The sequence below is a fragment of the Agrobacterium sp. ST15.13.013 genome, from assembly GCF_027956525.1.
Taxonomy (GTDB): Bacteria; Pseudomonadota; Alphaproteobacteria; order Rhizobiales; family Rhizobiaceae; genus Agrobacterium; species Agrobacterium salinitolerans.
Genome location: NZ_JAQKGP010000001.1, coordinates 377247 through 392134, shown reverse-complemented (window position 1 = coordinate 392134; position 14888 = coordinate 377247). Strand labels below are relative to the sequence as shown.

Sequence of the window (14888 nt, the reverse complement as noted above, 5' to 3'; positions counted from 1 at the left end):
CGACAAATGGCCAGCGGATAAGCCGATGCTCGATGAGCCGGCGCCGGCAAGCACCTTCTATCACATCGCCTGCGCCATATATGAGGCGGAGGCGGTGCTTTCAGCGGATCAATAATATCGAAGCTGCGGGCGAGCGGCATCGCCGCTCGCTGGTATCGATGGCGATCAAACCTTGGCCGGTCTGACCACGCGCCAATCAGGTCTGCCGAGATTGTGCGGCCAGGGATGAACATCCTTGTCATTGAAATAGACGACTTCTTCCAGTTTTGGAAAATCCGCCTGCTTCAGCGTCACGTCGTTCATCCACGGACGAACATAGGAATCGCCGCCTTCATAGCCCAATTCGGCAACCCAGACCGGCTTGTTGAAGTTTTCGACAAGTCCATAGCCCTTGCGCAACAGGTCGGTAAAGGTCTGCGGCGCGCCATATTCGATCTTATCGTACTCCTCGAGACCGAAGACCGAAAGACCCACAAGATCCGCGTAATTGTCGCCGGGGTAATAAGCCCGCAGACCATCCATACCTTTGGGTGACCACATCACCTTGACGCCGGGAACCGCCTTACGGGTCATGTCCACCATACGTCTATAGGCCGCGATGTAATCACGCGGGTTCCAGCCCGACCAAGAGAAGCGGCCGGACGTGTCCTCCATTTCCTGTCCCCAGCGCAGGATCAGTGGGCTCTTCATCGCAGACATGCGCGCGGCGATCGCCTGCATATTCTGGTCGTAGTCGCCTCTCATCACCTTACGGCGCAATTCGTCGGAGGTGAGCCGCCAGTTTACGTCCCAGGACCAGGGTTCGACCGTGATCAGCACGTTGCGCTTGCGTTCCATCGCATAGGCATCCGCAAGCGCCAGACTGTCGAGATCCACGTCTTCCCAGGGCAGGAACAGATGTTCCGTCGCCACCCCGGCCTGGCCGGTGAAATCGCCGTGCGGATCGTATGCGCCGAAACGAATACCGTCCGCATGCAATGTCGGTCTTTTGTCGGCAAGCGTCTTCATGCCCGTCGACGTCATGGGGGCGACACCCTGTGCGTCGAGCTTGAGCACCGGATACATGCCGGCGGTAAAGGCTGCGGCGGCACCACCTGCGAACAGAAGTTTTCTTCTTGTTATTTGCATGACACCTTACTCCCTACCTTGTTGCCCTCATCGCCTTGTCGTATGCGGCGATCTGCGGCGTGACATTGTCCTTGCGGACAAGTTTGAGGAATTCATCGCCTGGGCGTGGCGGGTTGTGCCGGAACACGTACCATGGCCCGCCCTGCTTGCGCTGGTAGATCACCTTGCCGATGCGGCCGTGATCGAAACAGGTATCGGCCTTGCCTTTGCCCGCGGCGCTTTTCCAGGTGGCGCGCATGCAGAGCGTGCCGTTGGCGTCGACAGTCCAGCGGCCTTTACCGGTGGATTTCTGGCCCTTTTCCTGCGTCGCAGCGATGAATTTGCGGTCTTCGGCAATGAAGCGTCCGCCGCCCGTTTCCCATTTCCAGGTCTTATCGAAGTACATCTTCACGACCTCGCTGGTTCTGAGCGGTTTCGGCGTCTTCGTGCCGCCTGCAGCATGGACCGCGCTTGGCAAGACCACCGCAAGACAGAGTACGAAAGCGGAGAATCCGCATTTGCTTATTGTTGTTTTCATCACAGCCTCCTCCTTCATTGTCCGACCCTATTGTCGGCCAGCATGATCTCTCCGGGCGCCACCGCTGGCGGCGGCGTCACGATGGGTTCCGCCTGCATTTCCTGCGGTTCGCGCAAGCCCGGTACGGTAATGCGCAGTTTCAGACGCACCGATCTCGCACCTTCCACACCCGCGCCGGCGACCGTGAACCGCGTTTCGGTAAAACTCACATAGGGCTGCCCATGCGACAGGGCTTCCAAGCCGCCGATTGCATGGGAACTGAGCTCTACAGCACTTCCCGCCGCCAGCAGCAACGAGCAGGCTGCGGCAGTCGCTCCACCGCGCAATGCCGGCAGCCTGGGCAAGCCGTTTTCCGTGGCATGACGGATGAGCAGAAACACGCAGAGGCCCGAATAGATCGCCACATTGATGGCGGCGAAGATGAAGAAACCCTCCGCCCCGTTTTCACGGGGCGCCAGAACCATGGCCGCAAGGCTGAGCGCCGCCAGTACGATGTAAGGCGCGACAACCCTCAGCGGTAGCGGCGGTTTTGCCTGCATGCCCTTGGGCGTGATGCGGAAATCGACGAAGTCGCCACGGATCGTGTCGCGTATCGCCGCCAGCACCCCCATCAGCGACCAGGGCCAGCGCAGGAACAGAAATACCATGGCCTCCCAGCTGAAAAGCTTCGCATCGTGCGGACGGAATGCGCCCGTGGCCCGCCAGAAGAAGGCAAAGACGATCATGATTAGCGAAACCGGCAGGAAATGCGCCAGAAACGCCGGATAGGATGCGTCGACCAGTACATCGCCGCGTATCAGCGCAACAGCGGGAAGCAAGAACATCAGCGCCATGAAGCCGGAAAACAGCGGATACCAGAGCTGCGAAAACACGAACTGGAACTTCAGGCGCGCAGGCAGCTTCGGTACGTAGTGCCTGGAATATTGCAGCAGAATAGTCATCAGGCTACGCGACCACTGGAATTCCTGCACGATGAGATCGGCAAAGGTCACCGGGCCGTCGCCATGGGCGATGGCGTTGACGGCGTGGACGCCGCGCCAGCCGCCGGCGTTCATCAGAAGCGTGGTGGAATGATCCTCGGCAAGCTCCGGGCCAAGACCGCCGACCTCGCGCAGGGCTTTCGTGCGCACGGCATAATGCGAACCAATGCACAGAGGCGCCCAGCCATTATTGTAACCCAGCTGCAGCGCGCCATGCAGACTAGCCTCGGCATAAAGCCTGCCGCGCGCGGCCCAGCTTTCACTGGCATTGGCGTCGCAAATGCTCGGGGCCGAAACATAGCCAACTCTCGGATCGGCAAAGGGACGGATAATCTCGCTGAGATATTCCGGCTCCGGCACATGATCCGCATCGAACTGAGCGACGAAATCATAACGCTCGTAACCGTAACGATCGTAGAAATAGGCGAGATTGCCTTCTTTGCAGCGCGTGCGCCGCGGCCAGGTCTTGCGATGATATTCGGCAACGCCCTGTCGCGTGGAAACGAAAACGCCGTGCGCACCACACCATTTCAGCGTATCCGCATCGGGAGCCTCATCGGCAAGCCAGACATCGAATTCCAGCCCTCCCTGATCGAGCCCTCTCTGATCGAGCATGGCCAGCAGCGTCTTTTGCACCACCGCGAAGGGTTCCGACGGCGCCTTGGTGACAACCATCGCCACCCTGCCCCGTGGCAGAGGGGAGCGCCGGTCCACGACCCTTGCATTCAGGAAGATGAAGATGAAATAGGACGGCAGAAGCGTGATCCACGCCAGAGTGATCGTGACGACGGTGTAATAGGGCCAGTCGATGACGCGGTCGCGATCAAGCCACCAGATCCAGAACCAGGCGAGCGTCACCAGCCAACCGCCGATGCCGAGGCGATAGGCCAACCGGTTCCAGCCGGTGAAGACCGGTTGCATCCTCAGGTCGCTGGCAACCGCGACCGAACGGGCCGATGGAACGGAAGCGGCGGAACGGATCTTCATGACCGCACCTCCAGTCCGAAGCCGGGACCTGCCGTGCGGATGATGGTGTCGATATCCGAACGCTTCGGAATAAAGCCGAGCGTCTCTTCCGCACGCTTTATATCCGCAAACAGGGCCGGCGGATCGCCGGCGCGCCGTGCGCCGAAATGGACCGGAACCTCCTGCCCCGTCACGCGGTGGATCGCGCGGATGATATCGCCGACCGATGTACCGTGCCCGGAACCGAGATTGACGCGCAGCGTCTCTCCGCCATCGGCAAGATAATTGACGGCGGCAACATGGGCGTCGGCCAGATCGCTGACATGGATGTAATCACGAATGCAGGTGCCGTCGCTGGTGTCGTAATCCGCCCCGAAGACATCCAGTCGCGGCAGCCTTGCGGCCGCAGCCATCAGCGCCCGCGGGATCAGATGGGTTTCAGGCTCATGGCGCTCGTAAAGCTCACCGTCCGGATCGGCGCCGGCGGCATTGAAATAACGCAGCGCCACGAAACGCAGACCGTAGGCAGCAGCATAATCTTCCAGCGCCATCTCGAAGATCAACTTGGTGCGCCCGTAAGGATTGACCGGCATCTGCGCCGTCTCCTCACGGATAGGCAATTGCGGCGGCACGCCATAGGTGGCGCAGCTGGAAGAAAAAACCAGCCCGCCGATATCCTGGTCGAGACAGGCATCCAGCAGCGAAAGGCTCCCGCCGACATTGTTCCGGTAATATTTGCGTGGATCCTCGACGGACTCACCGACATAGGCATTGGCGGCGCAATGGATGACGAAGGCCGGTGAGAACTCCCTGAGCGTGGCTTTCAAAAGGCCGCGATCCAGAATGTCGCCCTCGATAAAGGGTCCCCAGCGAACCGAATCCGCGTGACCCGTCGAGAGATTGTCGTAAGCGATGGGCTTGAAGCCGGAGAGGGCAAGCGCCTTGCAGATGTGGCTGCCTATGAATCCGGCCCCGCCCGTGACGAGGATTGTGCGGGGCATCTCATACGGCCTCCGCCACAGCCTTACCGGCCAGCAGTGCATCGAAATAGACGATGGTTTTTTCCAGACCGATCTCGAGCGGCACACGCGGTTGCCATCTCAGCAGCTCGTTTGCCCGTGAAATATCGGGGCGGCGTTGCTGCGGATCGTCGATTGCAGCGGGCAGATGCACGATGCGCGAACGGGAACCCGTCATACGGATGACGATATCGGCGAGCTGCCGTACCGGAATTTCGCTCGGGTTGCCGAGATTGATCGGCCCGGTGCAATCTTTCGGCTTGGCCGAGAAGCGCAGGAAACCGTCGATCAGGTCATCGACATAGCAGAAGGACCGTGTCTGGCTGCCATCGCCATAAATGGTGATGTCAGCGCCCTTCAGAGCCTGGACGATGAAGTTCGAAACCACACGCCCATCGTCGGGCCGCATGCGCGGTCCATAGGTGTTGAAGATGCGTCCCACCTTGATATCGACACCGAAACTACGGTGATAATCGAAAAACAGCGTTTCGGCGCTGCGTTTCCCTTCATCGTAGCAAGCTCGCGGTCCGATTGTATTTACATTACCGAAATAGGTTTCCGGCTGCGGATTGACGTGCGGATCGCCGTAGACTTCCGAGGTAGAGGACTGCACCACCGTTGCACCGCATCTGCGCGCCACTTCCAGTACATTGACCGCGCCCAGGACATTGGTGAGCAGCGTACCGACCGGATCGCGCTGATAGTCTGGTGGCGAAGCCGGCGAAGCGAAGTTGAAGATCAGCGAGACATCGATGTCATAGGGTTTGCGCACATCGTGCTCTACCAGCAGAAACCGCTTATTGTCCCGCAAATGCGCCACATTCGCGGTGCGTCCGGTCGAAAGATCGTCGAGACAGATCACCTCGTGGCCGCTGCTCAGCAGGCGTTCACAGAGATGAGAACCGAGAAAACCGGCGCCGCCGTTAACGAGAACGCGTTGGCCAGGTCTCCATTCGGAGTAGATGGTGACGCCGTTGTCGTGTTCGTTGGGAACGAAATTACGCATTACACACTCCTCCCCAAGAGAAATCAGCGCAGCTGATTCACCTAAACTGGATCAAACCCCAGATTGTAAGATGTATTTAATACCACCCTCCGGTTTTTACTTCTTTTGGAGGTTAATATTTTCGACCGGATAAATTTCAACTTTCATGATAGGCGCGGAAGAAAACAGGTCAACTTCATTTTATCGAAATATTACAATTGATTACCCAAATCCACTCGAAATAGCCCTTGATTTAATACTTTTTAACTATGCCTCTATTATGCCTTTCTTATTGAGCATTAGCGCAAGCTTCGCTCAACCAGTCGGGGCTATGCTGGTTTCGTAAGGCTCGGTCCACCGGGAACAAAACCGCCCGGCGAGATGCGACAGATAGTCGATTTCAGGGGACACACATGACGAATGAAATGCCTTATTCCCATAGCGGCAAAGCAGCCCGCCATTGTCGCTTCGCGCTTATTGCCGCGGCACTTGTAACCTTCACCTTCGCGACGGCTTCATGCTCCGTGGTCGAAGACGCCGTTCTCATCAAGACCGCGTCGGCCAATACCGCCGCGATCCAAGGCCGGGTCGCTCCGGCGAAGGCGTCCTACGGTTATCAAAAAACCGGCAACGCGGCTGTTACGCTCGTTGCCGACGCCTCGGACACGCCCGCGATATCGCGGCAGTCCTACTCGGGTTCATCTCCCTATATCTGCTCACCGAGCGGATTCGGGCAGAAATCCCGCTGCTTCCTGAGGCCCTGAGCCTCCTGGAGAAACACCGGAAGGAACCGGCGTCCGGACGGCTCTCTCCGTCCTGACGCTCAGTTCTTCCAGCCGCCGGGGAAGGTCGTGTCTTCGTCCTTGTTAAAGAAGCGCGACGCAGCCTCCGTGCGGTTGCGCACGTTCATTTTCTTATAGATATTGCGAACGTGAACCTTGACGGTGTTCTCGGACAGATGCAGCCGATCAGCAATGATCTTGTTTTGCGTTCCCTTGCAAAGCAGATCGAGGATTTGCACCTCGCGTGTCGTCAGCGCCGCCACGTCGCTCCTGCCTGCGGCAAGCGCATCGGCGCGGTTGGCGATAACGGCGTTGCTTTGAACGCTCTTGCCGCTGACGGAAGAAGAATAGGGCGTGAGCTTGCCGAGAAGGGCAGCCGGAAAATGTTCTCCGCCCTTCATCAGCAGATCGACGGCCGCCATGAAGACATCGAGCCTGAGGTTGAGCGGCAACACGCCGTCAATGACCCGCATTCCCACCAGTCTTTTCAACGACTCCTCGAACTTATCGATGGTTTCGACAACGAGCGCGATCGGCGCATCGGGATGTTTTGCCCGAACCTCCGATAGAACGGCGTGAAGACGATCGCCAGACATGCGGTAAGGCAAAACCAGCCGTACATTATTACCGTAATCGTCTTCGATCTTCCCCGACGACCTCACGCTTACCACCGCGAATGTGGGGAACTTTTTGCCCAGCGCCTCCATGAGGCACTCGGAAAACAGGTCCGGATCCGCTATGATCAATAAAGTTCCATTTATAGGAGCAACGGCGTTTTTTTGTTTTGCCGCATAATCTGACGTCCCCATGAACATTGATGCCTCCCTCAAGCGCTTACGCATTACTTTCTTTTGGTTGTGCAGCCTGTTGTCCGTCGGCTATCCCCCCCTCATACTTGGGGGTGAATCTCCGCTTTAAGTCCTGTCAACTATTATTAATCACCCGTTAATTAATACACGCTAATACGAAAAGCTGTGTAAATAAATGGCCCAAACGGGTTATTTTTTACAATTGACATACAAAACAGGCTACGAAGCAATAGAATCACCTATTCGGGAACGCCCACAAAAACAGGCGCATCGGAAAAGCTTTCGCTGTGGTTTTGCAATCCGGGAATATATAACTTTTGGTTGATATCCCTTTACATAGCTTGCCAGCGAACGAAGCGCGGAGCTGTTCCTTTCCGGGATAAAGATCATTTCCCGCCGCAATTAACCCTGGTTTCAAAGAGCCCTCTTTACCCGCCGAAACCCTCTTAATCTCCGGCCAAACCTACGACGCGGCACACCGGACAACCCTTCGGCATATATATTCGGGGTAACAGTGCCGATATGTTTAGCCCGAATTGATATCTAGGAAGCGCAATTTTTCTGCGGCACAGTCTGACCGTCGCTGAACGGCGGCCGATGGAAAGACACCTCCGGCCTTGACGTGTGTTTGAAAACGCCGGTCCCTTTTCAAGAAAACATGCAAGCAAAAAGACGAAGCCACCGCGCTCCCTGCTGGAGCGAGGAACGGATTTGTGCGCCTTTTTACCGAGTAGCGCACAAGGGCTGAACGAAAAGAGCCCGTTCACGGGCCAATACCGAACCGCAGATGAAGCGTACCGAGTGCATCTGCAAAACATCAATCTTCATGCTACCTGGAGCAAGCGCGATAAAAATCCCGTTTTAGATGAGAGGGATTTCGAAAGCTGCTCCGAGCTTTTTCGGAGGAAATCGAAATGGGTTATGATCACAAGGCATCTGGCAGCGACGACGATATCACCAAGATCGGCGCGCTTTCCGAGGGTTTTGCCAACACCTCGACCAATGACGCCGAGGTCGATGACAGCAATGTCGGCACCGCAAACGGCGAAAACCGCAACAACGACAACAGCGACAACAGCACCAATGTGGATGTTGACGCCAAGATCGATGTCGACGCCAATAACGGTGACAATCGCGACAACGACTATGACTGGAGCTATGACAGCAAGTCGTATAGCGACAACGACACGACCGTCAAAACAAGCACCGAAACCAGCACTGATATCAAAACCGACTACGACTGGAGCTATGAAAGCAAGTCGTACAGCGACAACGATACCAATGTGAAGACAATTACGGATACGGACAACAAGACGTTCTCCTATTCCGACAACGACACCTCCACCAAGACCACCACGACCTCCGACAGCTTCAACTCCGCAGACAGTTTCTACAAGTCTGATGACGACTTCGGCAACATCATGGGCGTCAAGGATGTCGGCAACCTCGGCGTCGCCGGCGGAGATCTCACCTTCAATCTGGGTGACGACTTCTCCTTCACCCTCGATGTCGACAATATCCTCAACGGCTCGCTCAACGGCGCCGGCAATGACTCCGGCTTCAGCATGGTACAGGCCAACCACCTGGCCGATCAGGATATGGCCTACGACGTCAAGATGCAGAACGGCGGCGCTGAAAACCACCTGAGCGCCAATGCCGGTGACGCCTACGGCGCCGAAGGCATGGACGGCAAGGGTTGGGACCTCAAGGCCGGCGACGACGCAGCAGGCACCAGCACTGCGGATGCATCGGCAATCCTTGCAAATTCCGGCTTCCATCTGGAACTGGTGCAGGGCGCCAACATGCTCTCCAATGCAGTTGATGTCACGATCACAGGCGGTAACTCGCATGTATCTGACGTCGGTGAGGATACCAGCGCCTGACGAGCGCCTCTCGAGAAAATAGCTGCACCGGCAGATGCCGGTGCAGCTTGCGGTTGAACGACCAGGTTGGTTAAAACGAAGCACCGCCTCTGAGACGTGTGCCGCCCGCCTCCCCGTCAGCCGCAGCGATCAGGGAGGGACCTCCGATGCATATCGACAAGATTTCGGACATGATTGCGCATTTCATCGGCCTGTTCGACACGGTGATCGAGGAAGCGCGCCTAAGAAGCAACTACAGCGAAGGCCCGGCGCACTCAAATCCGGACCGTCTGCCGGACGATGAGGCGGCAAAACTACTCGACAAAAATTACGATGTTGCGCTCAAGGACTACGATCCCGACGTCAACTACCGCGCCGGTTATTATGATTTCGATTATCTGCAGCCGCATTTCGCGCGCATGGTCGAATACGACATGCAGCAGTTCGCAAATGCTGTCCCTATCGATATTTCCGCCGCCCATTTCCGTTTTCCCGGCCGTCTTTCGTTCGAGGAGGAGCACGAACTGGTGGTTCACACCGGTCCCGGCTCGGTCATCGCACATGTGGCGCAGGTCAATATTCTTCAGGACGACGACTACCTGAACATGACGGACGGCCCCTATGCGGCCCGCGATACGAGCTTTGTCACCGCGCGCACCGTCGAGTTCTACAATGAGGCGTCCACCTTCACGCCTTTTGCCGGTTTCCAGCGCACAGACAATTACGATGCCCTGCAGGCGCTGGCCAAATCTGCGCACGACTATATCGATCACGCCCGCGAAAACGACGTGACGTCGCTCGGCACAGGCGCGGATCAGGATTTCGTTCTCGCCGGCCACGACATCGACGGGCTTTATATCAACGGCTCGGTAACCGGCGAAAAGCCGATGCTCGACGACTACATGCCTGATCGCGGTATCGCCAAGCCGGCAGAAGAGCCGGAAAAGAGCGATGTTTCGCTGCATGAGGACAGCCCTGCCGGCAACAGCCTCGATGTCGCCGCAGGCGCCAATGTCGTCGCCAACATCGCCACGTTGGTCAATACCGGTGTCATGACCTCTGCCACCGCCGTCATGGGCGACTATCACCAGATCGACGCGATCACCCAAGCCTATATCTATAGCGACCGGGACGAGATCGACTCCGTTTTCACACGCGCGGAAGATCAGGCGGCAACGGCAGCCTTCAATATCGCCAGCTTCGAGCGCAGCGTCTATCCAGGCGCCGAAAACACGGAGAACAATCAGGACAACGGCGAGCCGCCGGTTTTTCCAACCGCCTGGCGCGTCAGTGTGCTGGATGGCGACGTTTCTTTTGTGCACTGGATCGAGCAATACCAGTTCGTCAGCGACAACGACACGCTGACGATAACGACCTCCGGCGCCACCGTCAGCCTGCTTACAGGCGGCAACGCGGTACTTAACATTGCGAATTTCCTCGGCATCGGCATGCAATATGACCTGATCATCGTCGGCGGCAATGTGCTGGACATGAACATCATCAGTCAGATGGCCGTGCTTTACGACAATGACTGGGCGCGCGCCAATCCCGATGCACCGGCAGGCGCCACCATCCAGTCCGGCAACAACCTGCTGTGGAACGATGCCGCCATTCACAACGTCGGCAGCAACGACCGTTTCGAAACCATGCCGGATTATATGAACCAGACGGTGAACGCCATCAACGAGCGCGATCCCAACATGCCGGATGCGCTTGCTCATGACGTCAATTTCGTCGGCTATGAGGGTCTGAACGTCCTCTACATCACCGGCAATCTTTATGACGTCAGCATCATAAAACAGGTGAGCGTACTGGGCGATTCCGACGATGTGACGCAGGCGGCCGCCAAGCTCGCCGAAAATAACGAGGACGCCACCGTCCATGTCGACACCGGCAGCAATGCCGTCGTCAATCTGGCGCAGATCATCGACTACGACAGCTTCGGCTCCACCACCTATGTCGCCGGCGGCGTTTATTCCGATGCCATACTGATACAGGGCGGCATCATCGAAAACGACATGTCGCAACCCCAGCAAGGCCAACTGGCGAACGAGGTCATCGCCTTTCTTCACGACGATCCCGCCACCATCGAAAACGAATCCAATGGCGTCATCAATGCCGGTCACGACCTGTCATGGTCGAACGGGCATTCGGCCGACGTCATGCAGACGGTCGTTGCGTAATCTCCGGCAAGCGGGGCTGCAAACGCACCCCGCTGCAGCCGGAACCGCAAACACCGCTAGATCACCGAGGGGACCGATATAAAATGGATCATATTTCAAGAAAAAACATCGCCGACGGACGCTCGCTTGACTTGCCGCTGGATCAGGAAGCGGAAGACAGCAAGCTGACGGATGCCTGTATTTCAGCAATCAATGAAGCCGTCGAGAACCTGCGCCAGTTATCCGGTGCGCAACAGACGGCAAAAACCGTTTCATCCCCCGCGCAGACCGCCTCCCCACAAGTTATCTCCCAACCCCATGCAAAAACCGATCAGGCGGAACAATTACGGGATGTTCCTCCAGAACGGCCGGCACCTCAACGGGATAGGCAACCCGCCTCCCCGCCGGAACCACAGGCCAAGATCGACAATGGCGACCTGCCTTTCGTCAAGACCATCGACAATAATGACGGGCCGCTCCGTGAAAACGAACGCCGGCCGGTGACGGGCGGCGGCGGCAAGGAGCCGACGGACAATGGCGGTGGTGGCGGTGGTGGCGGCGGCGGTGGAAGCCAGAGCGGTTTTCACAAACGCAGCGAGCCGATCAATTTCGCCGCAAGCCTTGCCAAGGGCATCGCCGCCGTGCGGCGCAACATGGTGGTGGTGATGCTGTTCACGGTCGCCATCAACATCCTGCTGCTCTCCATCCCGCTCTATCTGTTCCAGATTTCCGACCGGGTTCTGACCAGCCGCTCGATGGATACGTTGGTGATGCTGACTGTCGCCGTCATTGGCGCGGTTCTCCTGCAGGCCTTCATGGACGCCATCCGCCGCTTCATCCTGATGCGCACCGCCGTTGAACTCGAGGTGCAGCTGGGCGCGCCGATCCTGTCCGCCGCCGCCCGCGCCTCCCTGCATGGCAACGGCAAGGACTATCAGACCCTGCAAGATCTGCAGCAATTGCGCGCCTTCCTTACCTCCGGTACGCTCATCGCCTTTCTCGACGCGCCATTGATGCCGCTCTTCATCGTGGTGGTCTATCTCGTCCATCCGCATCTCGGCATCATCATCATGGTCTGTTGCGTCGTGCTGTTCACCATCGCCTGGCTGAACCAGCGCTTCACTGCGAGACAGTTCGCCGAAGCATCAGGTTATCTCAGCCGCGCCAATTTCCACCTCGATTCCATGTCGCGCAATTCGCAGATCATCAATGCGCTCGCCATGATCCCCGAAGCGGTGAAGATGTGGGGCCGCGAAACCGCCGGTTCGCTGAAATCGCATGTGGCGGCGCAGGATCGCAACATCATGTTCTCAGGCGTCTCCAAGGCGGCGCGCATGATCACCCAGGTGGCTCTGCTCGGCTGGGGCGCGCATCTGTCGCTATCCGGCGAACTGACCGGCGGCATGGTGATCGCGGCCTCCATCATTTCCGGCCGCGCGCTGGCGCCCATCGAGGGCGCGATCGAAGGCTGGCACCAGTTCAACAAATCTGCCGCCTCCTATGGCCGCATCAAACAGCTTCTCGTCAATTCGCCGCTAAATTTCCCGCGCCTGCGCCTGCCCAACCCGGAAGGACGTCTCGACGTCGAGCGCATCCTCTTCGTACCGCCGCCGCAGAAGAAGGTGATCTTGAACGGCATTTCCTTTTCGCTGAAAAAAGGGGAATCGCTCGCCATCATCGGCAATTCCGGCTCCGGCAAGACGACGCTCGGCAAGATGCTGGTCGGCTCCATCCTGCCTACGTCAGGCAATGTGCGCCTCGACCTCATGGATTTGCGTAACTGGGACCAGCGGCAATTCGGTGAAAGCATCGGCTACCTGCCGCAGGATGTTCAGCTTTTCCCCGGCACCATCAAGGCCAACATCTGCCGCATGCGCGACGATGTCGAAGACCGGCAGATTTACGAGGCCGCGGTACTGGCGGATGTGCACGAACTGATCGCCGGTTTCCCACAGGGTTATGAGACCGTGGTCGCCGCCGATGGCGCGCCGCTTTCAGGCGGCCAGAAACAGCGTATCGCACTTGCCCGCGCCTTCTTCGGCGATCCCAAATTCGTGGTTTTGGATGAGCCGAACTCTAATCTGGATACACAGGGCGAACAGGCGCTGGCCAAGGCGCTGCTGCACGCCAAAAGACAGGGCATCACCACCGTCACCATCACCCAGCGACCGGCGCTGCTTCAATGCGTCGACAAGATCATGGTGCTGAAAGACGGATCGGTCGCCATGTTCGGCGAACGGATGGACGTGCTGAAGGCGCTTTCCGGCAATGGCCGCCAGGCTAACCAGTCCCCGCAAATCGAGGGTTGAGGACCGTCATGTTCAAAAAGAAAACCACCATTGCCGAAGTCAAACCCCAGGGCCAGCTGGAGTGGTACAGCGAGGTGCCGCGCTCGATCCGCCTGCACAGTTCGATCGGCCTTGCCATGCTGCTCGCCTCATTCGGCGGCTTCGGATTCTGGGCCGGCACCGCACCGCTCTCTTCCGCCATCATCGCGCAGGGCAGTTTCGTCGCCACCGGCAACAACAAGGTGGTGCAGCATCTGGAAGGCGGCATCATCAAGGAAATGATGGTCAGCGAAGGCGACACGGTCAAGGAAGGCGATGTCCTTCTGACGCTGGACAAGACGACGGCGCTTGCCAACGAGCGCATGCTGCAACTGCGGCGGCTTCGCCTCGAAACCATCGTGGTGCGCCTACGCGCCGAGGCCCAGGGCGCAAAAAGCTTCAAGGTGCCCGATATCGTCATGAAGGAAGCCGGCGATCCGGATATCACTTCCATCATCCAGAGCCAGAACATCGTGTTCCACAGCAAGCTCATCAAGCTGGAAGAGCAGCTGAACCTTATCGACAAGAACATCAAGTCGCTGGAGTTCCGCTATGCGGGGTATGAAGGTCAAAAACAATCCTTCGACCGGCAATTGGCGCTTTTGACACAGGAGCGCGACTCCAAGGAACGGCTCGCCAAGAACGGCGTCATCCGCAAGACCGACATGCTGGCGCTGGAGCGCGCCATCGCCGACGCCATGGGCGATATAGCCCGGCTGAGCGGCGAGATGAACCAGAGCGAGGCGGAAATCGCCAAGTTCCGGCAGGAAGCGGTCATTGCCGTCAACGCCAACAAGCAGGCGGCGCTCGATGCGCTGGAAACCGCCGAATCCGATCTCGACAGCGTACGCGAACAGGTGCGCGGCGCGGCTGAAGTGCTGGAACGCACCATCATCCGCTCCCCCGTCAACGGCACCGTGGTGCGCGCCTATTATCACACGCCTGGGGGCGTCATCACGACAGGCAAGCCGATCATGGAAATCCTGCCCGCCCATGTTCCCCTCATTCTCGAGGCACAGGTGCTCAGAACCTCCATCGACCAGCTGCATGAAGGGCAGACCGCCGCAATCCGCCTCTCAGCGCTCAACCGCCGCACCACGCCAGTTCTGAACGGCAAGGTCTTTTACGTTTCGGCCGACAGTATCGAGGAAAATGCCGGCCTTCAGGTCAAGGACGTCTATATCGTGCGCGTCCAGATACCCGACGAAGAGATCGCCAAGGTCCATAATTTCCATCCCGTGCCCGGCATGCCGGCCGACGTGCTGATCCAGACCTCGGAGCGTACCTTCTTCGAATATCTGACCAAACCGATCTCCGACAGCATGTCCCGCGCTTTCAAGGAAAGATGAAG

General features: G+C 58.1%; 11 protein-coding genes. 5 read left to right on the top strand and 6 right to left on the bottom strand.

Features of this window, described 5'->3' with window-relative positions:
* Window positions 1-165 precede the first annotated feature (165 nt).
* From PL597_RS01865 to PL597_RS01845, 5 genes are read right to left on the bottom strand one after another with little or no spacing between them, the layout of a single operon-like run.
* Entirely contained in the window at window positions 166-1128 is a 963-nt protein-coding gene (locus PL597_RS01865; protein WP_142911909.1) for a glycoside hydrolase family 26 protein, read from the bottom strand.
* A gap of 13 nt (window positions 1129-1141) precedes the next feature.
* The gene (locus tag PL597_RS01860; protein ID WP_077984380.1) at window positions 1142-1645 is read right to left on the bottom strand and encodes a DUF995 domain-containing protein; all 504 of its coding nucleotides are present in this window, start codon (window positions 1643-1645) and stop codon (window positions 1142-1144) included.
* Window positions 1646-1659: 14 nt separating this feature from the next.
* Window positions 1660-3612, bottom strand: coding sequence for a glycosyltransferase family 2 protein (locus PL597_RS01855; protein ID WP_416372224.1), 1953 nt, complete (start codon window positions 3610-3612; stop codon window positions 1660-1662).
* Complete coding sequence (gene galE, locus PL597_RS01850) at window positions 3609-4592, bottom strand: UDP-glucose 4-epimerase GalE (RefSeq protein ID WP_077984338.1); 984 nt, start codon at window positions 4590-4592, stop codon at window positions 3609-3611. The genes PL597_RS01855 and galE overlap by 4 nt, the downstream gene beginning before the upstream one ends.
* Window position 4593: 1 nt before the next feature.
* On the bottom strand, window positions 4594-5616 hold the full coding sequence (locus PL597_RS01845; RefSeq protein ID WP_080795923.1) for a UDP-glucuronic acid decarboxylase family protein: 1023 nt from the start codon (window positions 5614-5616) through the stop codon (window positions 4594-4596).
* Between the two features lie 392 nt (window positions 5617-6008).
* Here PL597_RS01845 and PL597_RS01840 point away from each other — a divergent pair, with 392 nt between their 5' ends.
* Complete coding sequence (locus PL597_RS01840; protein ID WP_080795921.1) at window positions 6009-6359, top strand: hypothetical protein; 351 nt, start codon at window positions 6009-6011, stop codon at window positions 6357-6359.
* A 59-nt stretch (window positions 6360-6418) separates the two neighbouring features.
* On the opposite strand, the gene PL597_RS01835 is transcribed toward PL597_RS01840, so the two are convergent.
* Window positions 6419-7192 carry a helix-turn-helix transcriptional regulator gene (locus tag PL597_RS01835; protein WP_142911912.1) on the bottom strand — a complete coding sequence of 258 codons (774 nt, stop codon included), beginning with the start codon at window positions 7190-7192 and terminating at the stop codon, window positions 6419-6421.
* A 908-nt stretch (window positions 7193-8100) separates the two neighbouring features.
* On the opposite strand from PL597_RS01835, the gene PL597_RS01830 reads away from it, so the two are divergent.
* The 4 genes from PL597_RS01830 (at window position 8101) to PL597_RS01815 (ending at window position 14886) form a co-directional block, all read left to right on the top strand.
* A complete protein-coding gene (locus PL597_RS01830) occupies window positions 8101-9069 on the top strand; it encodes a fibrinogen-binding protein (RefSeq protein ID WP_269824168.1) in 969 nt (322 codons plus the stop codon).
* Between the two features lie 146 nt (window positions 9070-9215).
* Window positions 9216-11231: a hypothetical protein gene (locus tag PL597_RS01825; RefSeq protein ID WP_271364478.1), complete on the top strand. Its 2016-nt coding sequence runs from the start codon at window positions 9216-9218 to the stop codon at window positions 11229-11231.
* Window positions 11232-11314: 83 nt separating this feature from the next.
* A complete protein-coding gene (locus PL597_RS01820) occupies window positions 11315-13519 on the top strand; it encodes a type I secretion system permease/ATPase (protein ID WP_271364477.1) in 2205 nt (734 codons plus the stop codon).
* Between the two features lie 8 nt (window positions 13520-13527).
* Window positions 13528-14886 (top strand): HlyD family type I secretion periplasmic adaptor subunit, encoded by a 1359-nt coding sequence (locus PL597_RS01815; RefSeq protein WP_142911916.1) that lies wholly within the window; start codon window positions 13528-13530, stop codon window positions 14884-14886.
* Window positions 14887-14888 lie beyond the last annotated feature (2 nt).